Below are 26,123 nucleotides of genomic sequence, written 5' to 3'. Positions count from 1 at the left end.
CATGTTTCATCGTCGTCTGAGTCTCCTTCGCTCGCGGGCGGTATTCCGGGGCTGCGCCAGCGCACACCTCCCCCTTGAGGGGAGGTCGGCGAGCGAAGCGAGCCGGGTGGGGTCGGTGGAGGCAGCGCTCGACGTTCTTTTCCGCGTTGCGAACTTCATTTGGCGACCCCACCCGTCCAACCGCCTGTGGCGGTTGTCCACCCTCCCCTCGAGGGGGAGGGGAATCCGCGCGTTTCATCATCGCCACGCCCTGCTTTCGCAGTCTGGCCTTTGTCAAAGAACGCTCCTCGCCACGGGAGGAGAAGTCGGGAAGCGGGGCACGGGGCCTAGCCTCTCAAACATTATACGTGGCCGGTTTCCCGCGCCCCGCCGGCGTTCTTGCCCTACCTGGAGGGGACGCAGAATCGTTTCACCGCGCGACCTCGGTCAGGGCCCGGTCCTCGGGGCTCATCACCCAGCCGCGCCACCTCCGCGCGACCGAACCGGTACCGCTGCCCTCCCCTGATCCCCGGTCCGGACCAGGGTTCCCGCGAGGGCGGTGCGAGGAGTATCAATCAGATTGAAGGGGTGTGAATGAACAGGCCCTGAAATTTCTTCGAGATCACGCAAAATCAATGGCTTGGCGGAAAAGTCTTTTCACACTTCCGCGCGAGGTGGGCACAATAGAGGCAGCCGGGTTTGCAAGCGGCCCCAGCGGCATGGTTTCAAGATTCCATTGAAAGACCTGTTCGATTTTCTCGGAAGCAACGAGGAGACGCCGACGACATCGACTCAACCGGCTGATTTCGTTCAAATTCTCGAAAACCCGGCCGGAACGGGCATCGCCCGCGCCTGACCTCCAGCCACGCCGGTTTCGTTGACAGACTCACGAGCCGATCTCACGCTGCGTAAGCCGGCAAAGGAGGCCGGGAAGCCAAGGGGACAGCATCATGACGATATCGAATGCATCGCCTCAACTTTACAACGAAGATCTTGCACCGGCCAAAGAACGCAACTGGGGTCCGTTCTCGATCTTCAACGTATGGACTTCGGACGTCCACAGCCTCTGGGGCTACTATCTCGCCGCCAGCCTGTTCCTGTTCTGCGGCAGCTTCGTCAACTTCCTGATCGCCATCGGCATCGGTTCGCTGATCATCTACTTCCTGATGAACATGGTGGGCATCGCCGGCGTCCGTACCGGCGTCCCCTTCCCCGTGCTGGCGCGCGCCTCCTTCGGCATATGGGGCGCGAACCTGCCGGCCATGGTGCGCGCCATCGTCGCCTGCTTCTGGTACGGCGCGCAGACGGCGGCGGCGGCGGGCGCGATCGTCGCGCTCTTGATCCGCCACGAAAGCATGCTGCAGTTCCACCAGACCAGCCATTTCCTCGGACATTCGACGCTGGAGGTCATCTGCTTCGTCGTCATCTGGGCGCTGCAGCTGCTGATCATCCAGCGCGGCATGGAGACGGTGCGCCGCTTCCAGGACTGGGCCGGACCGGCGGTCTGGGTGATGATGCTGATCCTCGCCATCTATCTCGTGATCAAGGCAGGCGGCGTGTCGCTGACCGGCGACATCCCGATGGACGTGCTGCTGGAGAAGACAAGGGATGCCGGCGTTCCCGGCGTGCCCGGCTCGTTCGAGGCGCTTGCCGCGGTCGCCGCGATCTGGGTGACCTATTTCGCGGCGCTCTACCTGAACTTCTGCGACTTCTCGCGCTATTCGCCGGACGAGCGGTCGCTGAGGATCGGCAACATCTGGGGCCTGCCGGTGAACCTGATCCTGTTCTCGCTGGTCGCCGGCATAACCACGATCGCGGCCTTCGAGGTCTATGGCGAACTGCTGGTGCATCCCGACCAGATCTCGGCAAAGTTCGACAGCTGGTTCCTGGCGCTGCTGGCGGCCGTGACCTTCGCGGTGGCGACGCTCGGCATCAACGTGGTGGCGAACTTCGTGTCGCCGGCCTTCGACTTCGCCAACGTGTTCCCGAAGCACATCACCTTCAAGCGGGGCGGCGTCATCGCCGCACTGATCGCGCTGCTGCTCTATCCCTTCGCGCCCTGGGAAAGCGGAGCCGCGCACTTCGTCAACGTCATCGGCGCGACCATGGGGCCGATCTTCGGAGTCATGATGGTCGACTACTACCTGATCCGGAAGGGCTGGCTCAACGTCGAGGATCTCTATCGCGAAAACGGCGAGTACAGGTTCCAGAACGGCTGGCACGTGAACGCGCTGATCGCGGCCGGCATCGGCATCCTGTTCTCGTCGATCCTGCCGAATTTCACCAACCTGCTACCGGCATGGTGGGGCGTCTACGGCTGGTTCTTTGGCGTAGCGATCGCCGGGGCGATCTATTACGGCCTGCGCGCCCGGGACGTCGGAGCAGTGCCGAAGACGGCCTGAGCATCTCGAGGCGGGCGGCAGCCTATCGCCGCCCGCTTTCGCCTGTCAGCATGGCGTGGCGGCCGTGCTTTTTTCGGGTGCTGCCGGCGGGTCTGCATGCTAACCATCCCCGCATGAAAATCGTGACCTGGAACATCAACGGCGTGCGCGCACGCATAGGCAATCTCCTGCATTGGCTGCAGGAGGCCAATCCGGACATCGTCTGCCTGCAGGAGATCAAGACGCTGGACGAGGGCTTTCCGCGCATGGAGGTCGAGGCGCTCGGCTACAATGTCGAGACGCTCGGCCAGAAGGGCTTCAACGGTGTCGCCATCCTGTCGAAACTGCCCTTCGACGAGGTGAACCGGGGCCTGCCCGGCGACGACGCGGATGACCATGCGCGCTTCATCGAAGGCGTGTTCTCGACCGACAAGGGCGCGCTGCGCGTCGTTTCGCTCTATCTGCCGAACGGCAACCCGATCACCGAGGACAGAAAATTCGGCTACAAGCTCGCCTGGATGGAAAGGCTGGAGCGCTGGGCGCGCGAGCGGCTGGAGCTGGAGGAGCCGCTGGTGCTGGCCGGCGATTACAACGTGATTCCCGAGCCGGTCGACGCGCGCTTTCCGGAGAACTGGGTGAACGACGCGCTGTTCCAGCCGGTGACCAGGCAGGCCTTCCGGCGGCTGGAGAACATCGGCTTCACCGAAGCCGTGCGGGCGACCACGGACGCGGCCGTCTACACCTTCTGGGACTACCAGGCGGGCGCCTGGCAGAAGGACAACGGCATCCGCATCGACCATCTGCTCTTGTCGCCCGAGGCGGCGAACCTGCTGGCCGCGACCTCGATCGACAAGCATGTGCGCGCCTGGGAAAAGCCGTCCGACCACGTGCCGGTAGCGGTGGAGCTGAAGCTGGCGGCCGCCTGAAACGCGCCGGGCCGCGTCAGTCCCTGGGCTTCACCACGTCGACGGGGCTGATGCCCAGGAGGTCGAGCGTGCGGCGCAGGAGCCGTACCTCGTTCTCGGCCAACTGGCTGTCGGCCTTGGCGATCTCGGCCATGTGGCGGGCAAGCAGCTTGCGCCGTTCGACGTCCAGCTCGCGGAACATACCGATTGCCTGCGCGCCGTTGGTCTCGTAGCCGAAATCGTTGAGATATTCGACGACGCCGTCGATCGATTCCGCGCCGATGCCGAAGGATTCCGAGCAGATGCGGCGGAACACCGCCATCTCGGTCTCGGACACCTGCCCGTCGGCCAGGATCATGCGGAAGAGGAGCAGCAGCTCGGCCGACAATATGGGATCGTCGGCGACCTTGCGCACGCCCGGATCGCCGTCGAATATCTCCCTGATCTGGGCAAGCAGTCCCCTGGCCATCGACACCCCCGATTTGTGACCCGTGTCCGTCATGGGCCATAAGCTAGCGCGAAATGCTGCTTGCGCAAATGGCCCGCGTGTGTTGGATGCCGGGAGCCCTTGCGGGCGCGCCATCGCCCTTCCTTGCCGCTAGCAGCCCGTGTCAGACGTCGCAACCCACCTCCTCATCCTGCTGGCGCTCGCCGCCTTCCTGGCGGGGTTCATCGATTCTATCGCCGGCGGCGGCGGGTTGATCGCGGTGCCGGCGCTGCTGCTCGCCGGGTTCTCGCCGGTCGAGGCGCTTGGCACCAACAAGCTGCAGGGCCTGTTCGGATCGGCATCGGCAACCATCCATTATGCCGGGAAAGGCCATGTCGATGTCCGCCGGCAACTGCCATGGGCCGTGCTTTCCTTCGCCGGGGCGGTGGTCGGGGCGCTCTGCGCGACGATCATCCCGGGGGAACTGCTCAGCCTCGCCTTGCCCTTCGTGCTGATTTTCATCGCGCTCTACTTCGCGCTGAAGCCGAAGATGGACGATGTCGACCGCGCTGAGCGCATGACCCCGGTTCTGTTCGGGCTGACGGTGGTGCCGCTGGTCGGCTTCTACGACGGCGTGTTCGGACCCGGCGCCGGCTCGTTCTTCATGCTCGCCTTCGTGGCACTGGCCGGCTACGGCGTGCTGAAGGCGACCGCGCACACCAAGCTTTTGAACTTCGCCTCCAATCTCGGCGGCTTCGCCGCCTTCGCGGCGGTCGGCGTCGTCTCGTGGAAGGTCGGGCTGGTCATGGGCGTGGCGCAGTTCCTCGGCGCCCGCCTCGGCTCCGGCCTGGCGATGAAGAACGGCGCAAAACTGATCAAGCCGCTGCTGGTGCTGACCTGCATCGCGCTGGCCGTCCGGCTGCTGATCGATCCGGCGCATCCGCTCAGGATCATGCTTGGCGTTTAAGCAATAGCTAATTAATATAGGCTTCGAATCATGAGCTGAGCCCCTGGGTTCAGGGTAAGCTCAGGCGACGGGAGACGCCCGGCCCCCCGGCCGGGCGTTTTCTTTGCCCCGGAAGGCTGCGGCTGCTACCCTTAAGGGCAGGAGCAGGTTCGGATGGCCGATGCCCAAGACAGCAGACCAGGCATGCCCACCGCCTTCGAGATGGCCGGGCGCACGCCGTCGGCGGCACTTGCCAGGCTGGTCAGCCGGATCGTCGGGTATCGCGAGACCGAGCGCGGCCACTTCCGGCAGGTCGAGGCGGCCTCGCTCGACGTACCGCTGATCATCAGCTTCGGCGATCCCTTCGCCATAGCGCTCGGCCGCGCACCGGGCGGCAACGACCGCTACGGCAGCTTCGCGGCGGGACTTTTCGCCGGACCGGTGACGATCGATTCCTTCGGCGCGTCGAGCTGCATCCAGATCAATTTCACGCCGCTCGGCGCGCGCCGCTTCTTCCGCATGCCGATGACCGAACTGACCGACCGCATGGTCCCGCTGGACGATGTGCTGGGCGCGGAAGGGACCGCGCTGCGCGAGGCGCTGGGCAATGCGCCCGACTGGGAGGGGCGCTTCGACATCGCCGAGGCGTTCATCCTGCAAAGGCTTGCCGGGGGGAATGCGCCCTCGCCCGAGATCGCCTGGGCCTTCGACAGGATCGCGGCGACCGGCGGCCGGGCGCGCGTCGCGTCGATCGCACAGGGGATCGGCTGGAGCCGGAAACACCTGGCCCGCCGCTTTGCCGACGAGGTCGGGCTCGGGCCGAAATCGGTGTCGCGCATCGTGCGGCTGAACCGGGCGATCGTCGCCGCGAGAGGCGGCAGCCGCTGGGCAGGCATCGCCGCCGACTGCGGCTATGCCGACCAGGCGCACATGGTGCGCGAGTTCCGGGAACTGGCGGGGACCTCGCCCGCCGGCTGGGCCGCGGCCGGGTAACATTTCTTCAATACCGCCGCGCCCGGACCTGCCAGAACAGGGCGGACAACCTCCCGGAGGATCCCATGGGCCAGAGCATATATCCCACTTTCCGCTATCGCGACGCAGCGAGCATGATCGAGTGGCTGGAGAAAGCGTTCGGCTTCACGGTCAACGCCAGACACATGGACGGGGGCACGGTCGGCCATGCCGAGCTCAGCTTCGGTGGCTCGATCATCATGCTCGGCGAAGCGCGCGACGACGCCTATGGCCGGATGGTGGGCGGACCGGGCCAGCCGGGCGGCAAGTCGACTTATGTCGCGGCTGACGATGTCGACGCAGTCTACGCGACGGCCAAGGCGGCGGGCGCAAAAATCCTCGAGGAACCGGTCGACCGCGATTATGGCAGCCGCGAATTCATCTGCGCCGACCCGCAGGGCAACGTCTGGAGCTTCGGCACCTACTGCCCGGAAGCGAAATAGGAGGCCGTGTTGGAGAAACGACGCAGACCGATCGTCCGCTTGCCCGGCGAGGGCCGCGAATACAGGATGCCGACGATGCGCGCAGTCTTCCACGCCGACGGCGAGGAGACGGATGACGCCTATTCGGTGTCGGAATGGCGGCTGGAGCCCGGCAGCGACGGGCCGGGCGCGCATTCGCACGAGGCGAACGACGAGATATTCCGCATCGTCGAGGGCACCACGTCGGTGCTGGTCGGCGAAGAATGGATCGACGCCCCGGCCGGCAGCGTCATCGTCGTTCCTGCCGGCGTGACGCACGATTTCGCCAACCGGACCGATGCGCCGGCGGCACTCTTCAACGTGTTCATCCCCGGCGGCTTCGAGAAGAACATGCCCGAAATCGTGAAGTGGTTCGAGGAGAACGGCTAGGCCGTGGGAGACGGCAGGGCGTCCTGCGGCCAGCGCAGCAGTGCCTCCCGGCCGGCGTCGGTGAGCACATAGACGCCGCGCTCGGCGCGATCGAACCAGCCATAGACATTGTCGAGCAGGATCTTGCCCGCCCGAGGCGTGAACTCCTTGAGGTCGCGCGGACGCTTCGGCCCCTCGGCGATGGCCGCCGCGCAGGCCAGCGCGTCCTGGCGGTAGGCCGTCATCAGCGGCGACCGCGTGCTGCCGCCGACGGCGGGATCGCCGCGCCGGCGCCGGTGCTCGTTGACGAGCCGGGACCGCAGCCTCGGATCGCGGCGCGGCGCAGGCGCGACCGGACTGAGGAGCAGCTCGACCTCGCCGCGCGAGGTCACCCCGAGAAGGCCGAAACCCAGCCGCCGGCAGAGAGCCCGGAACCGGCTGTCATGTTCGCGGCCCTTTCCGCGCGCGGACATGGCTGCGGCCAGCCAGACCTCGTCGCAGGCGCCGGCGCGATCGACCGCCTGCAGCACCAGTTCCAGATTGAACTGCATCTTGAGTTCGCAAATGACCACGACCGGCGGCTCGCCCTCGCGAAGGCCGACCACGTCGCAATTGCCGATCTCGCCCTTGACGACGAAATCCAGGCTTTCGAGGAATTTCTTTACCGGCGCGTAGAGTGATATTTCGGCCATGCCCGAGGCATAGACGATTCGACGCCGTCAGGCATACCGCGCGTCTAGCGCGCCGCCGCGAAGATTGCGTCGCAGTCGAGATGTTTTTCGAGATGGGCGGCAAGCTCGTCAAGTGCGCGCTCGACCTCGGCGCGATAGTCGATGCCGCCGCCCTTGACGCCGAGGCTTTCGAGGAATTTCTGACGAAAGGCATCGGCGCCGAAAAGCCCGTGCAGGTAGGTGCCAAACACCTTGCCATCGGCAGAGGTCGCGCCGTCCTCGACCCCGTCGACGATCGCCGTCGGGCGCAGGCAATCCGGGCCGGTGGTGCGGCCGAGATGGATCTCGTAGCCGGACAAAGGAAGGTCGAAGGCGACCGAGCGGGCGGCGACGTTGCGCACCGTCTTTTCCGGCTCCATCACGGTCTCGACGTCGAGCAGGCCGAGCCCCTCGGCTTGGGTGATACTGCCCTCGACGCCGTCAGGGTCGCTCACCGCGCGGCCGAGCATCTGGTAGCCGCCGCAGATGCCGACGACATAGCCGCCGCGCCGGCGGTGGGCGGCGAGGTCGCGGTCCCAGCCATTGCGGCGGAAATCGGCGAGGTCGGCGATGGTGGATTTCGAGCCGGGGATGACGACGAGGCCGGCGTCTTCCGGCAGCGGCCGGCCGGGCGGGACGAAGACGACCTCGACCTGCGGCTCGGCTCTCAGCGGATCGAGATCGTCGAAATTGGCGATGCGCGACAGCATCGGCACGGAAACCTTCAACGCACGGGTGCTGCCGGACGCCAGGCGTTCCAGCACGACCGAATCCTCCGACGGCAGCAGCGCCGCCGCATGCAGCCAGGGCACGACGCCGAACGAGCGCCAGCCGGTGAACCTTTCGATGGCGAGAAGGCCGTCGTCGAAGAGAGAAATGTCGCCGCGGAACTTGTTGATGAGATAGCCGACGATCATCCTCCGGTCCTCTTCCGGCAGGATGAGATGGGTGCCGGCGATCGACGCGATGACGCCGCCGCGATCGATGTCGCCGACGAGGATGACAGGGACGTCCGCGCGGGTGGCGAAGCCCATATTGGCGATGTCGCGCGGGCGCAGGTTGATCTCGGCAGGCGAGCCGGCGCCCTCGACGATGACGAGGTCGGCGCCCTCCCCGACCTTTTTCCAGGAGTCGAGCACGGCGTCCATCAGCCGGGCCTTGAGGGTCTGATAGTCACGCGCGCCGGCCTGCCCGAAGACCTTGCCCTGCACGACGACCTGGCTGCCGATATCGCTTTGCGGCTTGAGCAGGACGGGGTTCATGTGGATCGAGGGCGCGACCCCGCAGGCGATGGCCTGCAGCCATTGCGCGCGGCCGATCTCGCCGCCACCAGCCTCGCCGGGCAGATCGGCGACCGCGGCGTTGTTCGACATGTTCTGCGGCTTGAACGGCCGCACCTCCATGCCGCGCTTTTTCGCGGCGCGGCAAAGGCCGGCGACCAGCACCGTCTTGCCGACGTCCGAGCCGGTGCCCTGGAGCATGATGGCACGCGCCATGTCAGGCCTGTCCCGTCGTGCCGGTGACGGTGGAACGGGCAGCGAGCGGGCCGCCACGCCAGAGATAGAAGGCGAGCAGCGGCTCGTCGCCGGTGCGCATCGCATGGCTGACATTGGAATCGTGGTGGATGACCTCGCCCGCGGCGCGACGGCGCCAGGGCTGATCGCCCATGCGCCATTCCGTGCCGGCGGTGAGCGGGATGTAGAGTTCCTCCGCCATGTGGTGATGATCGGGATATTCGATGCCGGGGCCAAGCACCAGGAAGCCGCCGGCGACCCCATCGTTGGCGAAATGACCGCGCGTGCCGAAGACTTCCAGCCAGCCGTAGTTGTCGATGAATTTCTGGCCGAAATCGGCCGATGTGTAGGTCTGGCCCCAACGGAACCTGCCGGCGTGGTCGCGCAGTTGGGCGACGAGCGCCCGACCCTCCTCGCCGGCGATCTCAGCCGCGCGGTCGAGATGGACAAGGCACGGCAGGCCACGCGGCACAAGCTCTCGTGCCGGCATCGACCAGTCGATGCTGGCCACAAAGCTTTGCGCGGCCTGTTCGTCGAAGCCGGCGAGGAAGCTCTGCACGCCCGAAAGCAGCTCGTCGAAAACCGTCCGCACCTGTCCTCGCGTTTCCTTGACCGCACATCGGACGGAGGTCCGATTTGCGTGGGCGCATCATTGGTCTAGATTGTCTCCTGCGCATAGCCAAAAACGTCACCGGAGGACGTGATGGACGCCAGGACCGACGCTGACCGAGGTCAGTTCGAACTCGACGAGGACCAGCGCGCCATACAGGCGATGGCGGACGCCTTCGCCGCAGATCGTGTCGCGCCGAACGCACTAGATTGGGACCGCGAGCGGCATTTTCCTGACGATGTGATCCGCGAGACCGGACCGCTCGGCTTCGGCGGAATCTATGTGCGCGACGACGTCGGCGGCGCCGGCCTCGGCCGGCTCGACGCCGTGCTGGTGTTCGAGGCGCTGGCACGAGCCTGCCCGGCCTTCTCGGCCTTCATTTCGATCCACAACATGACGGCATGGATGATCGACCGCTACGGCAGCGAGGCGCAGCGGCAGAAATTCGTGCCGAAGCTGACGTCGATGGAGTGGCTGGGCTCCTACTGCCTGACCGAACCGGGATCGGGATCGGACGCGGCCGCGCTGAAGACGAAGGCCGCTCGCGAGGGCGGCGACTATGTCCTGAACGGCGCGAAGCAGTTCATCTCGGGCGCAGGCGACAGCGACCTCTACATCGTCATGGCGCGCACCGGCCAGGAGGGACCGAAAGGCATCTCGACCTTCATCGTGCCGAAGGATGCGCCCGGCCTTTCGTTCGGCGCGCTCGAGAACAAGATGGGCTGGCACATGCAGTCGACGCGGCAGGTGATCTTCACCGACTGCCGGGTGCCGGCCGAAAACCTGCTGTCGGCCGAGGGTGAAGGGTTCCGCCTCGCCATGGCCGGGCTTGACGGCGGCAGGCTGAACATCGCCGCCTGCTCGCTCGGCGGCGGACAGGCGGCGCTCGACAAGGCGCTCGCCTACACGGCCGAGCGCAAGGCGTTCGGACAGAAGCTCAACGAGTTCCAGGCGCTGCAGTTCAGGCTGGCGGACATGGAGACCGAATTGCAGGCGGCGCGCCTGTTCCTCTACGCCGCCGCCTCGAAGCTCGACGCGAAGGCGGGCGATGCGGGCAAATGGTCGGCCATGGCAAAGCGCTTCGTCACCGACGCCGGCTTCAGGATAGCGAACGAGGCGCTGCAGCTCCACGGCGGCTACGGCTACCTGCACGACTACGGGATCGAAAAGCTGGTGCGCGATCTGCGCGTGCACCAGATCCTGGAAGGCACCAACGAGATCATGCGGGTGATCGTGGCGAGGCATCTTTTAAGGCAGTAGGGGAGTAAGGGAGTAGGGGAATAAGGGAATAAGGGGCTCGTCCTCGACGCAGCGTGTTCTAGTTAAACCACCACCCCCTGCCCTGCTGCCTTACTCACTTACTCACTTACTCACTTACTCCCTTATTCCCCTATTCCCTTCTTCCGGAGGAACACATGGCAACCATCGCATTCATCGGCCTCGGCAACATGGGCAACCCGATGGCCGCGAACCTCGTCAAGGCGGGGCACAGGGTGCAGGGGTTCGACCTGATGCCGGAGAACGTCTCGATCGCCCGCGACAACGGCGTGATCGCCGAGGCAGACGCACCGGGCGCGGTGGATGGGGCGGAGGTGGTGATCACCATGCTGCCGGCCGGCAAGCATGTGCTCGACGTCTATGAGGAGATCGCGCCGACGGCCGCCAAGGGTACGCTGCTCATCGACTGCTCGACCGTCGACGTGGAATCGGCGCGCAAGGCCCATGCCATCGCCGCGAAGCACGGCATGCCGTCGATCGACGCGCCGGTGTCGGGCGGCACTGCCGGCGCCTCCGCCGGCACGCTGACCTTCATGGCCGGCGGCTCGGACGAGGCTTTCGCGCTGGCCGAGCCGGTGCTGCAGCCGATGGCCGGCAAGGTCGTGCATTGCGGCGCTGCCGGCGCCGGGCAGGCGGCGAAGATCTGCAACAACATGATCCTCGGCGTCTCGATGATCGCCGTCGGCGAGGCCTTCGTGCTGGCCGAACGGCTCGGGCTTTCCCACCAGGCGCTGTTCGACGTCGCATCGATCTCGTCAGGCCAGTGCTGGTCGCTGACCACCTATTGCCCGGTGCCCGGGCCGGTGCCGACCTCTCCCGCCAACCGCGACTACAGGCCGGGTTTCGCCGCCGCGCTGATGCTGAAGGACCTGATGCTGGCGCAGGAAGCGGCGAAGGGTTCGGGCGCCGTCACCCCGCTCGGCAAGGCCGCCGCCGATCTCTACGACGCGTTCAACGAAAACGGCCACGGCAGCGAGGATTTCTCGGCGATCATCCGCTACCTCAGAGATCGCGCCAGATGAAAAAAGAACAGCGGAACCTCCGGCTCCGGTTAACCGAGAAAAAGATGCAAATTTAGGTTTGCTTAAGCTCTCGATAACCACGCGGTAACAATGTCCCGATACAACGGATGGCAAGGCGGTCGTCGCATCCGCCCGGCGCTCCGGATCAGGTCTCGCGTACCGGAGCCGTAACCTTCGCAGCGTAGCGTAAGCGAAGGACCATGCGTTGAATGGCAAAGACCGCGCACTGCAGGCGCGGTTTTTTGCTTTCCGGCAACCCTTGCTATCGACACCCGCTCCGGGCCCCGCCTGCGCCGCAGCGGCGGTCTTCCCGCATCGTCGCGGCCCCGACCATTGCCTTCCGGCCGGGCCCGTCCGATAGGTAAATATTAACCCTGCCCCCGCTAACGGCCGGCACGTGAATTCGCATACGCATTGAAGTTTCATGACCTGGAAATACCGAGGCGCCCTCAACGAGAACGGCGTCAATTTTCATATCTGGACTGCCGTGGAAGAGAGTGGGCTGGTTTTCGCAGTAACGCGCACTTCCGTCATCAAGCCGCAAAATCCGGTCGTCTATCGCTCGATCGAGGAGATCGCGCAGCGAAACGGGTTCAAGCTCGGCTCGACGTCCGGGGCCGAGCCGCCCATAGAGCTTCCGCCGCCGCCGCGGCCCGACCGTCCATTCGGCATTTTCCGCCGGCCCGGAGGCTGGGTCGAGGTGCGCCACGACGGCGCCACCGCGCCCATGCCTGCCGATATCTACATGCGGGACGGCATCTGGCCCGAATACGACCGGCTGCCGAGCGAAGCCCAGTACCTGGCAGGCAAGCGCCCCTCGGCATCGCCGGAAGCCGACAGCGCCGCCGAATAGCCGTTCGGCGCTCCGCGAACCCAGGTGTTGTGGAATCGCAACGCCCGGCGAAGAAATCGTTTCCCTGCTAAAATAGCGATTTCTAATTCAGCAGGTGCTGCTACTTTGATGGTGGGGGGCGGCCGGACAAGATGCGGAGCCCATCGTGCGAAAGATACTTTTAGCCACTACATTTCTTTGCGGCATGAGCGGCTACGCGCTCGCCGCCGATGCCGTCGTCGAAGAAGTCGTCGTCGACGTGGCGCCTGTCTTCATCTGGACCGGCGGTTATGTCGGTCTCCATGGCGGCTGGGCCTGGGGCCAAGAAAACGACAATCTGAGCGTATTCGAGGAGCCGCCGCCGACGGAGGAGCAGCCGGTTGCCGACGAATTCGACGTTGACGGTTTCATCGGCGGCATCCATGCCGGCTACAACTGGCAGTCCGGCTCGTTCGTATACGGCCTCGAGGGCGACATCGACTACGCCGACATTAACGGCGACGCCGATTTCGGAGGGGGCACCGGCAACCTGTCGCTGGATAGCGACTGGCAGGGTTCGCTGCGGCTTCGCGCCGGTTACGCCATGGACACCTGGCTGCTCTACGCCACGGGCGGCGTCGCCTTCGGCCATGCCGAGCTGGAAGCCAGCAATCTCGGCGTCAGGGAGTCGGACGAGAACACCCATGTCGGCTGGACGATCGGCGGCGGCGTGGAAAAGGCGTTTACGCCGAACTGGATCGGCCGGTTCGAGGTCCGCTACACCGACTTCGGCAGCGAAGACTACGATCTCGGCACTCTGGGCGACAGCGTCGAGGCGGACTGGCACCAAACGGCCGTCTTGCTCGGCGTGAGCTACAAGTTCTGATCACCGGGGACACGTACTGGGGGCGATCAGACTGGACCCCGGCCTCGCGCCGGGGTCCTTTGCTTTTGGCGGCAGCCGTCCAAGAACTTGGTGGCTGGCAGCGGCGATAGCATTCCCGGATCGATTTGGACGACGCGATAGACTTAGTGCTGCGGTCGACAGATCAAGCTCCTGAACCCCGTGTATTCCCGCGAGACTTCCCCTCACCCATTCTGCAACTCGCGCGTCAACGGGCAGGATCGTTGCCGCAGCGACCGGCTCATGTTATCCCCGATAACAGGGTCGGAGGGGGATATTAGTGAAAACTCAAATACTTACTGCCGCTCTTTTGCTTGGAGCTTGCGGGGTCGCCATCGCTGCCGATGCTGTCGTCGAGCCGGCCACAATGGATGTCGCGCCTGTGTTCAGCTGGACGGGCGGCTATGTGGGATTGCAAGCAGGCTACGGATGGTCCGACGGCGTCACGCGGTTTCCGGAAGATGCTACCGCAGCGGTGCATCATGATGGCCGTGGTATCGTGGGCGGCGCGTATGCAGGCTACCTGCATCACTTCGCCAGCGATGCCGTACTCGGGGTTGAAGTGGATGCGATGGCCTCTTCGATTTCGGAGTCAAACGGCAGAATTGTCAACGTTTCGATCAATCCGGGTACCCAGGCAGTCTCCAGGCTCGACTATTCGGCATCATTGCGCGCCAGACTCGGATATGCTTTCGGGCGCTTCCTGCCTTACGCGACAGCAGGTGTAGCCTACGCTCGATACACGCCGGGGTTTGACTCTCCCGAAGGTAAATTCGAGGACGAGATGAGCAAGTCCGGGTGGACCGCCGGGGTAGGCGTCGAGCACGCATTTACCGACAGGATAGTCGCCCGCGTCGAATACCGATATTCCGACTTCGGTGAGGAGCACTATCCGACCTACGATACCCCCACGGCTTATGTACCCGAGCGAAATATAAGTTTGCGAACAAACGATATCCGCATCGGGGTCGCGTATAAGTTCTGATCGCCAAGCATATACGCAGAGCCCGGCCGTAGAGCCGGGCCTTGCTTTCAGGCAGCAACCGGGACTGCCGGAACAATCGCAGGCAGACTACCTTCCTTTGAGGTCGGCGAGCGCCAGGTCGAGCGCCTTGACGATCTTGTCGCAGGCGATGTCGATCGTCTCGCGCGTCCAGATCAGCGGCGGCGACAGGATCATCGTGTCGCCGGTGGCGCGCAGCATCAGCCCGTTGGCGATGCCGTGGTCGCGCACGACGACGGCAGCGCTTCCGGCGGGCAGGTAGCGCTCCCGCGTCGCCTTGTCCCTGACGATCTCGATCGCCCCCATCAGGCCGATGGTGCGCGTCTCGCCGACCAGCGGATGACCCGAGACGCGCTCTTTCAGCGCCTGCTCGAAATAGGGTCCGGTGTCGGTGCGCACGCGCTCGACCAGCCCCTCCCGCTCGATGATCTCGATGTTCTTCAGTCCCACCGCGCAGGCGACCGGATGGCCGGAATAGGTATAGCCGTGGAAGAACTCGCCACCCTTCTCGACCAGCGTCGAGGCGACGCGGTCACCGACGAGCAGCGCCGACAGCGGCAGGTAGCCTGAGGTCAGCGCCTTGGCCGATGTGATCATGTCCGGCTCGATGCCGTAGGTCTGCGCCGCGAACCACTCGCCGGTGCGGCCATAGCCGGTGATGACCTCGTCGAGCATCAAGAGCACGTCGTGCTTGCGGCAGATGCGCTCGATCTCGGTCCAGTAGTTCTTCGGTGGAATCTTGACGCCCCCTGCCCCCATGACCGGCTCGCCGATGAAGGCGGCGACATTTTCCGGGCCGGCCTCGAGGATCGCATCCTCCACGGCTTTTGCCGCGCGCAGGCCGAAGGCCTCGTCGCTTTCGCCCGGCATGGCATGCTCGAACGCATAGGGCGGCATGACGTGCACGATGTTGGGGACGGCGCCGCCAAGCTGGCCGTGCATGTGCTCCATGCCGCCGAGCGAGACGCCGGCGACGGTCGAGCCGTGATAGGCGTCCTTGCGCGAGATGATGCGGTTCTTCTCGGGCTTGCCTTCGAGCGCCCAGTAATGGCGGACGAGGCGCAGCGCGGTGTCGTTGGACTCGGAGCCCGACGAGCCGAAGAAGACCTGGTTGACGTTCTTGGGCGCAATCTCCGCCAGCTTCTGCGCAAGCAGCGCGGAGGTCGGCGTCGTGCATTTGAAGAAGGAGTTGTAGTAGGGCAGCTCCAGCATCTGGTCGTAGGCGACCTTGGCGAGCTCCTCGCGGCCATAGCCGACGGCGACGCACCAAAGACCAGCCATGCCGTCGAGGATCTGGTTGCCGTCGCTGTCGTATATGAACGGCCCCTCGGCGCGCACGATCATGCGGGTGCCGATGCCGCGGAGTTCCTTGTGGTCGGTGAAGGGGTGGAGATGGTGCTGGGCGTCGATCGCCTGCAGCTGCTTCAGCGAATAGTTCTGATAGGTCATGGGCTTATCCCTCGAAGTTGAATCAAGCCGGCAGCAGCCGGCGGCGGATTCAGACCGAGGCGTGGGGCGAGTAGCCGATGCGGGCGCAAAGGCGCAGCATCTCGGCATGCAGGGTCCGCCGCGAGGGACTAGCTGCAGCATCGAGGTTTGATTGAAGGCGCTTCTGGCGACCCATGCCCCAGTCATAGACGAGATGGCGGCGGAGCTTCAAGCGCCGGACATCATCGTGGCGTCAGGCGGTGCGCCATCGCGCGACGCTGAGCAGTGCAAGTGCGAGGCATATGACGCCGAGCGTCAGCGGCAGGCCGGACGGGCCGAAAACACCCATCGCCATGCCGGCGACGGGCGGCACGGCTATGCCGCCGACGCCCCACATCATCGCGAAGGCGGCGTTGCCGGCGACGAGCATCTGGCCGGTGAAGCTTTCGCCGAGTTCGATGATGGCCATGGTGTAGATGCCGTAGGAAACCGCGCCCCAGACGAAGACGAACGGCCAGACCAGCGGCGTCTCGATGAGGATGGGGATAGCCGCACAGCCGAGCACCGTGGCGGTGACGCAGCCAAGCCGCACAACGCGCGCCGACCAGCGCTCCGCAAGCAGGCCGAGCGGCACCTGCAGCGCGATGTTGCCGGCGATCATCACCGCAAGCAGCGCGGACATGGTCGTTTCGGAAATACCGTGGCTGGTGCCATAGACCGGTAGCAGCGCAAGTATGCCCTGCTCGAAGCCGGCAGCGGCGACGACGGCGAAAAGCAGCAGCCAGGCAAGCGAAACGAAGCCGAAGACCGAAACGTGGCGGCTCCCCTCCCCGTTCATGTCCGGCAGTCGGTGGAGCACGAGCGCCAAGCATAGGCCGCAGATGCAGAAGGCCGCGATGCCGACCAGGAAAGGCGGCCAGCCTTCGGAGCCGACGAAGAGCAGGCAGAGCGGCCCCGCGGCGAAGCCGGCCGAGATCACCGTCGTGTAGATGCCCATGATGCGGCCGCGGCGCGACGGCGGCGCCAGAGCGATCATCCAGATCTCGGAAATGACATAGAGCGGGTTGGTCGAGACGCCGATCAGGAAGCGCAGCAGGAACCAGGCGTAGAGGTCCTGCGTCCAGCCGATCAGCGCAAGGATCACAGCCGAAAGCGCCGCACAGGTCAGCGCGGTCCTGCCAGCGCCGAACCGCCGGGTGAGCGAGGGAATGATCGGCGAGGACAGGATGAAGCCGATCGGCGTCATCGCTGCGGAGAGCCCGATCATGCCGGGGGAAACGCCCTGGCGCTGCAGGATGAAGGAGAGCAGCGGATAGGAAAGCCCCTGCGCGATGGCAAAGACCGAGACGGTGGCGATCACCCCGGCGATTGCCGCCCAGGGCGTCGCTTCCGAAATCGTCTGTTCCTGCGTCTGGCTCACTGCCGATACCGCATCAATTGCGAAGCCCGGCACTGTCATCAGGGCCGGACAGGAAAGCAATCAGCGGAGCGTCAGGACCAAACGAAATCGCGGCCTGAGCCGATCCGCCGATCGGTCTGCCGAAGATGTGTCAGCAATGATGACCGATATTGCCCGCCTATGACCGGATGAAATATGACCACTTTGTAACGCGGCCAAAAACACCGCAACATCGGTCAGATACACGAAGATCCTAGATGCTCTTGGGCAGCGGGGGCTGACGGGAGTGAGGCGATGGAACAGCGTTGGCCAGTCGACAGATATGACGTGCCGTCGGGAGATCTCGAATTCTGGGCCCTTCGGCACGGCAAGGTGCCCTATGCGGCAAACCAGAATGACCGCGGCTACGTGCCGGTCCGCCGCTGCAGGCAGATGATGATGCGCACCGGCGTCGCCGTGCTGGTGGCGGTCGCGGTGGGCATCGTGCTGGCCTGACCGCTTCCGGTCCTTGGACGTCCCTGCCCTTCGGGCATGTCGCTTCCCTCGCGCTAGTGGTCGCCGCCTCCGCAATGGCCGGGCCGCCGGCAGTCCATGATGCCAATATAAAATCAGCATCACGAGGACTGCCATGACCGCTGCGCTCCACCCAGCCGAACCCGCGCTCGCCACAGACCGGGCGCGCCGCGGCGGGCGCGCCGGCAAACGGGCCGGCGGCGCGGCCAGCTTCGAGCAGCCACCGTTCCGGCAACTGAAGAACCCCTTCGCGCCGACCCGGCTGATCTCCGATGACGAGCTGGAATCGATCCACCTGGCGTCTCTTCGCGTGCTGAGGGAGATCGGTGTCGACGTGCTGCACGACGAAGCGCGCCGCATCATGAAGGAACACGGCGCCGACGTGCGCGAAGGATCGGAGCGAGTGCGTTTCGACGCCGACTTGATCCTCGGGCTGATCGCCCATGCGCCGTCGGAATTCACCATCCACGCCCGCAACCCGGCGCACAATGTTCGCATCGGCGGCGACAACGTCGTCATGGTGCAGGTGGCCTCAGCGCCAAACTGCTCGGACATCGACGGCGGGCGCCGGTCGGGCAACCAGGCCGACTACCGCAACTTCCTGCGTCTGGCGCAGATGCACAACATCATCAACATGACCGGTGGCTATCCGGTCGAGCCGGTCGACATCCATCCGTCGATCCGCCATCTCGAATGCATCCGCGACCTGTCGGTCCTGACCGACAAGGTGTTCCACATCTATTCGCTTGGCCGGGAGCGCAATCTCGACGGCATCGAGATCGCCCGCATCGCCCGCGGCATCAGCCGGGAACAACTTCTCGAAGAGCCTTCGGTCTACACGATCATCAACACCAATTCGCCGCTGAAGCTCGACGTCCCGATGATGGAAGGCATCATCCAGATGTCGTCGCAGGGTCAGGTGGTGATCGTGACGCCGTTCACGCTGTCGGGCGCGATGGCGCCGGTGACGATCGCGGGCGCGCTGGTCCAGCAGAACGCCGAGGCGCTGGCCGGCATCGCCTTCACGCAGATGGTGAGGAAGGGCGCGCCGGTCGGCTATGGCGGCTTCACCTCGAATGTCGACATGAAGTCGGGCGCGCCGGCCTTCGGCACGCCTGAATACATGAAGGCGCAACTCGTCGGCGGCCAGCTTGCCCGGCGCTACAGCATCCCCTACCGCTCGTCCAACACCTGCGCGGCGAACACCGTCGATGCACAGGCGGCCTATGAGAGCGTGTTCTCGCTGTGGGGCGCCATCCAGGGCGGCGCCAACGTCATCCTCCACGCCGCCGGCTGGTTGGAGGGCGGCCTGCGCTGCTCCTACGAGAAGACGATCCTCGACATCGACCTGCTGCAGATGGTGGCGGAGTTCATGACGCCGCTCGACCTCTCAGAGGATGCGCTCGCCGTCGACGCCATCCGCGACGTCGGGCCGGGCGGGCATTTCTTCGGCACGCCGCACACGCAGTCTCGCTACAAGACCGCCTTCTACGCGCCGATCATTTCCGACTGGCGCAATTTCGAGACCTGGGCGGAAGCCGGCTCGCCGACGGCGCTGGAGCGCGCCAACCGGGTCTGGAAGGACCGGCTGGCCAGCTACGAGCAGCCGGCGATGGACCCTGCCATCCGCGAAGAACTCGACGCCTTCGTCGAGAAGCGCAAGGCCGAAGGCGGCGCGCCTACCGATTTTTGATTTGCTGAGCAGCTGGCTCTTAATCAGCAGGTCCAGCCTTCTGCTCAACACTGAATCACTTTCTGACCAAAGAGACCCATCCACATGAAATCCCACGTCAAAGCGGTTGTCATCGGCGGCGGTGTCGTCGGCTGCTCGGTGCTCTATCATCTCGCCCGCGCCGGCTGGACCGACGTCATGCTGATCGAGCGGTCGGAGCTGACCTCCGGCTCGTCCTGGCATGCGGCCGGCGGCTTCCACACGCTGAACGGCGACCCCAACGTCGCCAAGCTGCAGGCCTATACGGTGCAGCTCTACAAGGAGCTGGAGGAGCTGTCCGGCCAGTCCTGCTCGCTGCACCTGACCGGCGGCGTGATGATGGCCGATACGCCCGAGCGCATGGACTTTTTGCGGCTGGCGCACGCCAAGGGCCGCTATCTGGGCATGGACACCGAGCTGATCACGCCATCGGAAGCCAAGGCGATGTTCCCACTGATGGACGAGACGAATTTCGTCGGCGCCATGTGGGACCCGGTCGAGGGCCATCTCGATCCCTCAGGCACGACGCATGCCTACGCCAAGGCCGCACGGAAGCTGGGGGCCGAGATCGTGCTCCGCAACCGCGTGATGGAGCTGACGCAGGAGGTCGACGGCACCTGGAACGTCGTCACCGAACAGGGCACGGTGAAGGCCGAACATGTGGTGAACTGCGGCGGGCTGTGGGCGCGCGAGGTCGGCCGCATGGTCGGCGTAGAGCTGCCGCTGCTTGCCATGGAGCACATGTACCTGCTGACCGAGCCGATGCCGGAGGTCGAGGAATTCAACAAGTCGACCGGCCGCGAGATGGTCGGCGTGCTCGACTTCAAGGGCGAGATCTATACGCGCCAGGAGCGCAACGGCGTGCTGCTCGGCACCTATGAGAAGGCGTGCAAGCCGTGGTCGCCCGTCAACACGCCGTGGGATTTCGGCCACGAGCTGCTGCAGCCCGACATCGACCGCATCGCGCCGTCGCTGGAGATCGGCTTCAAGCATTTCCCGGGGATCGAGAAGGCCGGCATCAAGCAGATCATCAACGGCCCCTTCACCTTCGCACCTGACGGCAACCCGCTGGTCGGCCCGGTGCAGGGGCTGACGAACTTCTGGTGCGCCTGCGCCGTCATGGCCGGGTTCAGCCAGGGCGGCGGCGTCGGGCTGGCGCTGTCGAACTGGATGGTGAACGGCGATCCGGGTTTCGACGTCTGGGGCATGGACGTCGCGCGCTGGGGCGAATGGGCGAGCCTGCGCTACACCAACGCCAAGGTGCGCGAAAACTATTCGCGGCGTTTTTCCATCCGCTTCCCGAACGAGGAGCTGCCGGCGGCCCGCCCTGCGCAGACGACGCCGCTCTACGACACAATGGTCGCACAGAACGCCGTCATGGGCGATTCGTGGGGGCTGGAGACGCCGCTGTGGTTCGCGCCAGAGGCTACCGAGCCCAAGGACAAGGTGTCGTTCCACCGCTCCAACGATTTCGAGCACGTCGGCAACGAAGTCAGAGCGACGCGCGAGAGCGTCGGCGTCACCGAGATCGCCAATTTCGCGAAATATGAAGTCAGCGGAGCGGGTTCGGAGGATTTCCTGAATCGGTTGATGACCAACCGCATGCCCAAGGTCGGCCGCATCGTGCTGACCCCGATGCTCAACGAGTTCGGCAAGCTGATCGGCGATTTCACCATCGCGCATGCCGGCGAAGAGCGCTTCATGATCTGGGGCTCGTCGGCGGCGCAGAAATACCACATGCGCTGGTTCGAGAAGCATCTGCCGAAGGACGGCTCAGTGCGCATCCATCGCTTCGACCAGACGCTGGTCGGGCTCTCGATCGCGGGACCGAAGGCGCAGGCGCTGCTGCAGAAGCTGGTCGATGAGGACGTGTCGACCAAAGCGTTCAGGTTCATGGACTTCCGCGAAATGGCGGTCGGCGGCGCGCCGGCGATCGTCAACCGCATCACCTACACAGGCGACCTCGGCTACGAGATCTGGATGGAGCCGGCCTACCAGCGGCTGGTGTACAAGGGGATCAAGGAGGCGGGCGAGGAGTTCGGCATCGTCGATTTCGGCATGCGCGCACTGCTTTCGATGCGGCTGGAGAAGAACTTCCCGACCTGGTTCCGCGAGCTCAGGCCGATCTACGGGCCGTTCGAAGGCGCGATGGACCGCTTCATCCGTCTCGAGAAGAACGACTTCATCGGCCGCGAGGCGGCGGCGCAGGAGAAGGCGGCCCTGGCCAATGGCGGCGGCAAGCTGCGCCGCGTCTCGCTGATCGTCGATGCGGCGGATGCGGACGTGATGGGCGACGAGCCGATCTGGGCGAAGGTCTCGCAGGACTACGGCACGGTCGAGAAGCCGCATGGCTACGGCGCGCCGCGCTTCGACGGGACGGGCAAGGAAGCCCGCGGCTCGACAGCGGCGACCGGCGCGTCTGCCGTGCGCGGTATCACCGACGGGGAGTGGCGCGTCGTCGGCTGGGTGACCTCGGGCGGCTATGCGCATTACGTCAAGAAATCGATGGCGCAGGGCTACGTGCCGGCATCGCTCGCCGAGGACGAAAGCGAAGGCCTGTTCGAGATCGAGATCCTTGGGCACCGCCGCCCTGCCCGCATCAACGTCGCGCCGCCCTTCGATCCGGCCGGTGAGAAGATGCGGTCGTAGCGCCGGCATCATCAGCATGGTAGCGTCGCGCAATGCCTAACGAACCCCGCTCCCCCCGCCTTGCCGTGCTGATCGACGCCGACAACACCTCGGCGAAGATCGCCTACGGACTTTTCGAGGAAATCGCCAAGATCGGTGAGGCGAGCGTGCGCCGCATCTATGGCGATTTTTCCGGAACCCGGTCGAAATCCTGGGCGGAAGTGCTCGCCAGGCATGCCATCGTGCCCCAGCAGCAGTTCGCCTACACGGCGGGCAAGAACGCCTCCGACATCACGCTGGTAATCGACGCCATGGACCTGCTCCACAGCGGCCGCTTCGACGGCTTCTGCCTGGTCTCCTCGGACAGCGACTTCACCCGGCTGGCCTCGCGCATCCGGGAACAGGGGCTCGACGTGTTCGGCTTCGGCGAACAGAAGACGCCGGAGAGTTTTCGACAGGCCTGCCGCCGGTTCATCTACACGGAGAACCTGTTGCCGGCCCCGACAGGTGGCGACGCGGAACCCCAGAAGCGGACGCTGCAACCGCCGAGCGGGGCGACCCCGATCATCAAGCGCATCCTCTCGGAGATGGAGACCGACGACGGCTGGGTTCCGCTCGGCGCGGTGGGCACGCAACTTGCCAACCTCGCGTCGGACTTCGATCCGCGCAACTACGGCGCCAAAAAGCTGATCGAACTGGTGACCAAGACGGGCGCGTTCGAGGTCGAGCAGAAGGAAGGCAGGGGCGTGCGCATCCGCGTCAAGCCGGCCGCCGCCAAAAGCCGGAAGACCGACAAATCGTGACGGCCGCCGACCGGCTCCAGGTGCGAGAGGATGACGGCGCTTAACCCGATGAGTCTTCGCGGGGACGTTGCGGCGGACACCGTCAGGAGGAATTGCATATGGCAGATTCGATGATCAAGATCCCGGATATCGCGGGCAAGGCGGTGCTGATCACCGGCGCCTCGACCGGGATCGGCGCAGCGCTGGCGCGCGCCTTCGCCGCGCAGGGCGCCAAGGTGGCGGCGCACTACAACGCCAGCAAGGCTGCCGTAGAGGAACTGGCGGGCGAGATCAGAAGCGCCGGCGGCACGGTGCATCTGGTGCAGGGTGATTTCTCCAAGTCGGAAGACGTGCGGCGTGCGGTGGACGACGCGGCCGCGGCCCTCGGCGGTCTCGACGGGCTGATCAACAATGCCGGCGGCCTGCTGAAGCGCGTGCGCTGGGAGGACGCCAGCGACGCCGACTACGACGCGATCATGGACCTCAACGCGCGCTCGGTGTTCGGCGCTTCGAAGGCGGCCATCCCACATCTGAAGAAGAACGGCGGCTTCATCATCAACACCACCTCGATCGCCGCGCGCAACGGCGGCGGCCCGGGCGCGGGTTTCTACGCCTCGTCGAAGGCGTTCGTGTCGAACGCGACCCGCGGCATGGCCAAGGAACTGATCGGCTCGGGCATAAGGGTGAATGCCGTGGCGCCAGGCGTCATCACCACGCCCTTCCACGAGCGCTATTCGACGCCTGAAATGCTCGACGCGATGCTGAAGACGGTGCCGCAGGCGCGGCTGGGCGTCGCGGAGGATTGCCTCGGCGCCTACCTCTTCCTCGCCTCGGCGGCACTGTCCGGCTACGTGATCGGCCAGGTGATCGAGGTGAACGGCGGCCAGTTGATGCCCTGAGGGCGAAAGGCAAGAAACCGCATGGAAGGCCTGCCGTCACAAGCAAGGGGCACGAATTTCGGCCGCCACCGCAAGATCATGCCCTTCGAGCCGGGCGCGGAGATCGACATCGAAGCCCTGCGAAGGCAGGCGCGGGAGAAGGCGGCGGCGCTGAACAGCCATGTGCTCGGCTATGGCGAGACGGCGGAACGCGAATGGGCGGCGGCAGGCGTCGACGCGCCGGACCTGCCGGCGATGCGAAAATACCGGCTGGAGCGCATCCGGGCCGAGCTGAAGCGCCGCGACTATGCCGGCGCGCTGCTCTACGACCCCGTCAACATCCGCTACGCGACCGACTCGACCAACATGCAGCTCTGGGTCGCGCACAATCCGACCCGTCACTGCTTCGTGGCCACAGAGGGGCCGGTCGTGCTCTTCGACTATTTCTCCTGCGAGCATCTGTCGGATCATTCCGGCGTCGTCGACGACGTCAGGCCGGCGGTGTCGTGGATGTATCTCTACGGCGGCGAACTGTCGGACAGGCGCGTCGAGCGCTGGGCGGCTGGGATCGCCGACCTCGTGCGCGAGCATGGCGGCGGCAATGGCCGCATCGCGGTCGACCATCTCGACCCCGAGGGCGTGACGGAACTCGCCCGGCTCGGCGTCACCGTCGGCAATGGCGAGGCAGTGATGGAGAGCGCCCGGCTGATCAAATCGCCGGACGAGATCCTGGCGATGCGCCGCGCCATCGTCGCCTGCGAGGCCGCGATGGGCGAGATGGAAGCGGCGCTGAAGCCCGGCATCAGCGAGAACGAGCTGTGGGCGGAACTGCACCGCGCCAACATCGCGCGCGGCGGGGAGTGGATCGAGACGCGGCTCTTGGCTTCAGGCCCGCGCACCAATCCGTGGTTCCAGGAATGCTCGTCGCGAAGGATCGAGGCTGGCGATCTCGTTGCCTTCGATACCGATCTGATCGGCCCCTACGGCTTCTGCGCCGACCTGTCGCGCACCTGGCTCTGCGGCGACGGCAAGGCGTCGAACGAACAGCGCGACCTCTTCCGCCTCGCCGCCGACCAGATCGCGCACAACACGGAACTGCTGCGGCCGGGCCTGGGCTTTCGCGAGCTGGTCGAGCGTTCGGCGGTGCCGCCGCCCGACTGTTTCCCGGCGCGCTACGGCGTACTCTACCACGGCGTCGGGCTGGCCGACGAATATCCGACCCTGCCGCATGCCGCCGACTGGACGGAGGACACGCCGGACGGCGAACTCGAACCCGGCATGGTTCTGTGCGTCGAAAGCTATATCGGCCGGCTCGGCGGACGCGAGGGCGTCAAGATCGAGGAGCAGGTGCTGATTACAGAAACGGGCAACGAGCAGCTTTCCCGTTATCCGCTCGATGCCCGCCTGATTGGAAACTGACTGCCCACGCCCGGGCTTCAGTGCTTGTTGCGCGTGTGCAGGTGCTCATTGTTGAGCAGGACATAAGCGACGACGGTTGCGGCGGCGAGCGTGCCGAAGACGCCGAGGATCGACAAGACAATCTGTTCGGGCATGACAAACCTCCATGCCCCTCTCCATTGGCGCGATAACGCCTGGTGCTCCCCTATGGTTGCAGTGATCGCGAGGACGTGATCAACCGAGGGCAGATCGAAGCCTTGCAACCATCTCGGGCGGCGTATGGCGGGAGGTGATGTAGGGCAGGCCCTTCCGGCGGGCGGTCCATCCCACCACCTCGACATCCGCCACGCGGGGCTCGTGAAGTTTTGCCAGGTGCCAGCTGCGGCAGTCGACGGCGCAGACATCCGCCCTGCCCTCGGCGACCGCGACGATGGAGGCACGGTGGGCCGCCGTCTCGATGCGCTCCGAGAAGATGGTAAGGTTTTGCCCAGCGGCGGCGAGGTCGCGGGTCAGCGCGATGATGCCCGACATGGAATCCGTGCTGTTGTAGGCGAAGCGTTTGTCGCGGATGAGGTCGAAAGGCAAAACGGCGCGGCCGTCGGCGGGCGCGCCGACCGGCGCCGCCGCGCCGCGCCGCATCAGGATCGGACTGGAGTAGAATTCCCCCTGCCCGCCCTCGATGCCATCATAGCTCGGCTGGCCGATGACGGTGACGTGTTTGCCGAGCCCCTCCTCCATCGGCCCCCAGCAGGTCTGGGCGAAGAGCAGCGCCGGGTGCTTCCACAGCGTCGGGAAGTCGAGTTCGTCGGGCGGCAGCGTCGCCGGGTCGGGAGCGATCACCTTGCCCTCACCGTCGCGGATGCCGCCGGGAGTCGCAGGCAACTCAGTATTGCGGCGCACGAGATGTTCCGGCGCATCGACGCCGGCCCCGGCGAGACACCCGCGCAGGCCTCGCCACTCGGCGTCAGTGGCGGCGCGAGCCTCGGGCCAGTCATACATGGGAAGGGCTGCGATGGTCATGCTGGCGATGAGATGTCTGCAAAACTGCCGGGGAT

Annotated in this window: 25 protein-coding genes; 17 read left to right on the top strand and 8 right to left on the bottom strand. The window is 65.5% G+C overall.

What is annotated here, in order from left to right; genetic code table 11:
• The first annotated feature begins 929 nt into the window (after positions 1-929).
• Together D8676_RS16875 and xth are read left to right on the top strand one after the other, a co-directional pair.
• Positions 930-2,381, top strand: coding sequence for an NCS1 family nucleobase:cation symporter-1 (locus tag D8676_RS16875; protein ID WP_121582251.1), 1,452 nt, complete (start codon positions 930-932; stop codon positions 2,379-2,381).
• Between the two features lie 113 nt (positions 2,382-2,494).
• Positions 2,495-3,286 carry an exodeoxyribonuclease III gene (xth, locus tag D8676_RS16870; protein ID WP_121582250.1) on the top strand — a complete coding sequence of 264 codons (792 nt, stop codon included), beginning with the start codon at positions 2,495-2,497 and terminating at the stop codon, positions 3,284-3,286.
• Between the two features lie 16 nt (positions 3,287-3,302).
• On the opposite strand, the gene D8676_RS16865 is transcribed toward xth, so the two are convergent.
• The gene (locus D8676_RS16865; protein ID WP_121582402.1) at positions 3,303-3,734 is read right to left on the bottom strand and encodes a TerB family tellurite resistance protein; all 432 of its coding nucleotides are present in this window, start codon (positions 3,732-3,734) and stop codon (positions 3,303-3,305) included.
• A 139-nt stretch (positions 3,735-3,873) separates the two neighbouring features.
• Here D8676_RS16865 and D8676_RS16860 point away from each other — a divergent pair, with 139 nt between their 5' ends.
• From D8676_RS16860 to D8676_RS16845, 4 genes are all read left to right on the top strand, one after another.
• A complete protein-coding gene (locus D8676_RS16860) occupies positions 3,874-4,659 on the top strand; it encodes a TSUP family transporter (protein ID WP_121582249.1) in 786 nt (261 codons plus the stop codon).
• A gap of 153 nt (positions 4,660-4,812) precedes the next feature.
• Entirely contained in the window at positions 4,813-5,631 is an 819-nt protein-coding gene (locus tag D8676_RS16855) for an AraC family transcriptional regulator (RefSeq protein ID WP_121582248.1), read from the top strand.
• Between the two features lie 65 nt (positions 5,632-5,696).
• On the top strand, positions 5,697-6,092 hold the full coding sequence (locus D8676_RS16850) for a VOC family protein (RefSeq protein ID WP_121582247.1): 396 nt from the start codon (positions 5,697-5,699) through the stop codon (positions 6,090-6,092).
• Between the two features lie 75 nt (positions 6,093-6,167).
• The gene (locus D8676_RS16845; protein WP_245426855.1) at positions 6,168-6,500 is read left to right on the top strand and encodes a cupin domain-containing protein; all 333 of its coding nucleotides are present in this window, start codon (positions 6,168-6,170) and stop codon (positions 6,498-6,500) included.
• On the opposite strand, the gene D8676_RS16840 is transcribed toward D8676_RS16845, so the two are convergent.
• Genes D8676_RS16840 through D8676_RS16830 form a run of 3 tightly spaced genes read right to left on the bottom strand, consistent with a single transcriptional unit; the run spans position 6,497 to position 9,295 of the window.
• A complete protein-coding gene (locus D8676_RS16840) occupies positions 6,497-7,171 on the bottom strand; it encodes a DUF2161 family putative PD-(D/E)XK-type phosphodiesterase (protein ID WP_121582246.1) in 675 nt (224 codons plus the stop codon). The genes D8676_RS16845 and D8676_RS16840 overlap by 4 nt on opposite strands.
• A gap of 44 nt (positions 7,172-7,215) precedes the next feature.
• On the bottom strand, positions 7,216-8,685 hold the full coding sequence (locus tag D8676_RS16835) for a cobyric acid synthase (RefSeq protein ID WP_121582245.1): 1,470 nt from the start codon (positions 8,683-8,685) through the stop codon (positions 7,216-7,218).
• A gap of 1 nt (position 8,686) precedes the next feature.
• Entirely contained in the window at positions 8,687-9,295 is a 609-nt protein-coding gene (locus D8676_RS16830) for a dimethylsulfonioproprionate lyase family protein (protein WP_121582244.1), read from the bottom strand.
• Between the two features lie 111 nt (positions 9,296-9,406).
• On the opposite strand from D8676_RS16830, the gene D8676_RS16825 reads away from it, so the two are divergent.
• The 5 genes from D8676_RS16825 (at position 9,407) to D8676_RS16805 (ending at position 14,313) form a co-directional block, all read left to right on the top strand.
• Complete coding sequence (locus D8676_RS16825) at positions 9,407-10,573, top strand: isobutyryl-CoA dehydrogenase (protein ID WP_121582243.1); 1,167 nt, start codon at positions 9,407-9,409, stop codon at positions 10,571-10,573.
• A gap of 155 nt (positions 10,574-10,728) precedes the next feature.
• The gene (mmsB, locus tag D8676_RS16820) at positions 10,729-11,613 is read left to right on the top strand and encodes a 3-hydroxyisobutyrate dehydrogenase (protein WP_121582242.1); all 885 of its coding nucleotides are present in this window, start codon (positions 10,729-10,731) and stop codon (positions 11,611-11,613) included.
• A gap of 424 nt (positions 11,614-12,037) precedes the next feature.
• Entirely contained in the window at positions 12,038-12,466 is a 429-nt protein-coding gene (locus tag D8676_RS16815) for a hypothetical protein (protein ID WP_121582241.1), read from the top strand.
• A 145-nt stretch (positions 12,467-12,611) separates the two neighbouring features.
• Positions 12,612-13,310, top strand: coding sequence for an outer membrane protein (locus D8676_RS16810; RefSeq protein ID WP_245426854.1), 699 nt, complete (start codon positions 12,612-12,614; stop codon positions 13,308-13,310).
• Positions 13,311-13,608: 298 nt separating this feature from the next.
• Positions 13,609-14,313: an outer membrane protein gene (locus D8676_RS16805; protein ID WP_183097125.1), complete on the top strand. Its 705-nt coding sequence runs from the start codon at positions 13,609-13,611 to the stop codon at positions 14,311-14,313.
• Positions 14,314-14,400: 87 nt separating this feature from the next.
• Here the strand turns inward: D8676_RS16805 and D8676_RS16800 are convergent, their stop codons facing one another.
• The 3 genes from D8676_RS16800 to D8676_RS16790 are packed head-to-tail and all read right to left on the bottom strand — an operon-like array spanning position 14,401 to position 17,179.
• The gene (locus D8676_RS16800) at positions 14,401-15,780 is read right to left on the bottom strand and encodes an aspartate aminotransferase family protein (protein ID WP_121582238.1); all 1,380 of its coding nucleotides are present in this window, start codon (positions 15,778-15,780) and stop codon (positions 14,401-14,403) included.
• Positions 15,781-15,829: 49 nt separating this feature from the next.
• Positions 15,830-15,991 carry a capsid protein gene (locus D8676_RS16795; protein WP_245426852.1) on the bottom strand — a complete coding sequence of 54 codons (162 nt, stop codon included), beginning with the start codon at positions 15,989-15,991 and terminating at the stop codon, positions 15,830-15,832.
• 21 nt (positions 15,992-16,012) lie between these two features.
• Positions 16,013-17,179: an MFS transporter gene (locus D8676_RS16790; protein ID WP_245426850.1), complete on the bottom strand. Its 1,167-nt coding sequence runs from the start codon at positions 17,177-17,179 to the stop codon at positions 16,013-16,015.
• A gap of 273 nt (positions 17,180-17,452) precedes the next feature.
• Here D8676_RS16790 and D8676_RS16785 point away from each other — a divergent pair, with 273 nt between their 5' ends.
• From D8676_RS16785 to D8676_RS16760, 6 genes are all read left to right on the top strand, one after another.
• Positions 17,453-17,653 (top strand): hypothetical protein, encoded by a 201-nt coding sequence (locus D8676_RS16785; RefSeq protein ID WP_121582236.1) that lies wholly within the window; start codon positions 17,453-17,455, stop codon positions 17,651-17,653.
• A 133-nt stretch (positions 17,654-17,786) separates the two neighbouring features.
• Positions 17,787-19,364, top strand: a complete 1,578-nt coding sequence (locus D8676_RS16780) for a trimethylamine methyltransferase family protein (protein ID WP_121582235.1) — start codon at positions 17,787-17,789, stop codon at positions 19,362-19,364.
• An 84-nt stretch (positions 19,365-19,448) separates the two neighbouring features.
• On the top strand, positions 19,449-22,031 hold the full coding sequence (locus D8676_RS16775; protein WP_121582234.1) for an FAD-dependent oxidoreductase: 2,583 nt from the start codon (positions 19,449-19,451) through the stop codon (positions 22,029-22,031).
• 32 nt (positions 22,032-22,063) lie between these two features.
• A complete protein-coding gene (locus D8676_RS16770; RefSeq protein ID WP_121582233.1) occupies positions 22,064-22,813 on the top strand; it encodes an NYN domain-containing protein in 750 nt (249 codons plus the stop codon).
• A 98-nt stretch (positions 22,814-22,911) separates the two neighbouring features.
• Positions 22,912-23,691, top strand: coding sequence for an SDR family oxidoreductase (locus tag D8676_RS16765; protein ID WP_121582232.1), 780 nt, complete (start codon positions 22,912-22,914; stop codon positions 23,689-23,691).
• 21 nt (positions 23,692-23,712) lie between these two features.
• On the top strand, positions 23,713-25,089 hold the full coding sequence (locus D8676_RS16760; RefSeq protein ID WP_121582231.1) for a Xaa-Pro peptidase family protein: 1,377 nt from the start codon (positions 23,713-23,715) through the stop codon (positions 25,087-25,089).
• Positions 25,090-25,302: 213 nt separating this feature from the next.
• On the opposite strand, the gene D8676_RS16755 is transcribed toward D8676_RS16760, so the two are convergent.
• Positions 25,303-26,088, bottom strand: coding sequence for a PhnD/SsuA/transferrin family substrate-binding protein (locus tag D8676_RS16755; RefSeq protein ID WP_210210732.1), 786 nt, complete (start codon positions 26,086-26,088; stop codon positions 25,303-25,305).
• Positions 26,089-26,123: the final 35 nt, after the last annotated feature.

The sequence above is a fragment of the Mesorhizobium sp. YM1C-6-2 genome (assembly GCF_003666685.1).
Classification (GTDB): Bacteria; Pseudomonadota; Alphaproteobacteria; order Rhizobiales; family Rhizobiaceae; genus Mesorhizobium_K.
The sequence above is the reverse complement of the archived record's forward strand: the minus strand, read 5'-3'. Positions and strand labels throughout refer to the sequence as shown.

Excerpts from the sequence above, each read along its gene's own strand:
- D8676_RS16765 (WP_121582232.1), top strand. The coding sequence starts at position 22,912 with ATGGCAGATTCGATGATCAAGATCCCGGATATCGCGGGCAAGGCGGTG.
- D8676_RS16840 (WP_121582246.1), bottom strand. The coding sequence starts at position 7,171 with ATGGCCGAAATATCACTCTACGCGCCGGTAAAGAAATTCCTCGAAAGC.
- D8676_RS16755 (WP_210210732.1), bottom strand. The coding sequence starts at position 26,088 with ATGACCATCGCAGCCCTTCCCATGTATGACTGGCCCGAGGCTCGCGCC.
- D8676_RS16875 (WP_121582251.1), top strand. The coding sequence starts at position 930 with ATGACGATATCGAATGCATCGCCTCAACTTTACAACGAAGATCTTGCA.
- xth (WP_121582250.1), top strand. The coding sequence starts at position 2,495 with ATGAAAATCGTGACCTGGAACATCAACGGCGTGCGCGCACGCATAGGC.
- D8676_RS16865 (WP_121582402.1), bottom strand. The coding sequence starts at position 3,734 with ATGGCCAGGGGACTGCTTGCCCAGATCAGGGAGATATTCGACGGCGAT.
- D8676_RS16845 (WP_245426855.1), top strand. The coding sequence starts at position 6,168 with ATGCGCGCAGTCTTCCACGCCGACGGCGAGGAGACGGATGACGCCTAT.
- D8676_RS16825 (WP_121582243.1), top strand. The coding sequence starts at position 9,407 with ATGGACGCCAGGACCGACGCTGACCGAGGTCAGTTCGAACTCGACGAG.
- mmsB (WP_121582242.1), top strand. The coding sequence starts at position 10,729 with ATGGCAACCATCGCATTCATCGGCCTCGGCAACATGGGCAACCCGATG.
- D8676_RS16780 (WP_121582235.1), top strand. The coding sequence starts at position 17,787 with ATGACCGCTGCGCTCCACCCAGCCGAACCCGCGCTCGCCACAGACCGG.
- D8676_RS16760 (WP_121582231.1), top strand. The coding sequence starts at position 23,713 with ATGGAAGGCCTGCCGTCACAAGCAAGGGGCACGAATTTCGGCCGCCAC.
- D8676_RS16835 (WP_121582245.1), bottom strand. The coding sequence starts at position 8,685 with ATGGCGCGTGCCATCATGCTCCAGGGCACCGGCTCGGACGTCGGCAAG.
- D8676_RS16815 (WP_121582241.1), top strand. The coding sequence starts at position 12,038 with ATGACCTGGAAATACCGAGGCGCCCTCAACGAGAACGGCGTCAATTTT.
- D8676_RS16850 (WP_121582247.1), top strand. The coding sequence starts at position 5,697 with ATGGGCCAGAGCATATATCCCACTTTCCGCTATCGCGACGCAGCGAGC.
- D8676_RS16855 (WP_121582248.1), top strand. The coding sequence starts at position 4,813 with ATGGCCGATGCCCAAGACAGCAGACCAGGCATGCCCACCGCCTTCGAG.
- D8676_RS16785 (WP_121582236.1), top strand. The coding sequence starts at position 17,453 with ATGGAACAGCGTTGGCCAGTCGACAGATATGACGTGCCGTCGGGAGAT.
- D8676_RS16775 (WP_121582234.1), top strand. The coding sequence starts at position 19,449 with ATGAAATCCCACGTCAAAGCGGTTGTCATCGGCGGCGGTGTCGTCGGC.
- D8676_RS16800 (WP_121582238.1), bottom strand. The coding sequence starts at position 15,780 with ATGACCTATCAGAACTATTCGCTGAAGCAGCTGCAGGCGATCGACGCC.
- D8676_RS16770 (WP_121582233.1), top strand. The coding sequence starts at position 22,064 with ATGCCTAACGAACCCCGCTCCCCCCGCCTTGCCGTGCTGATCGACGCC.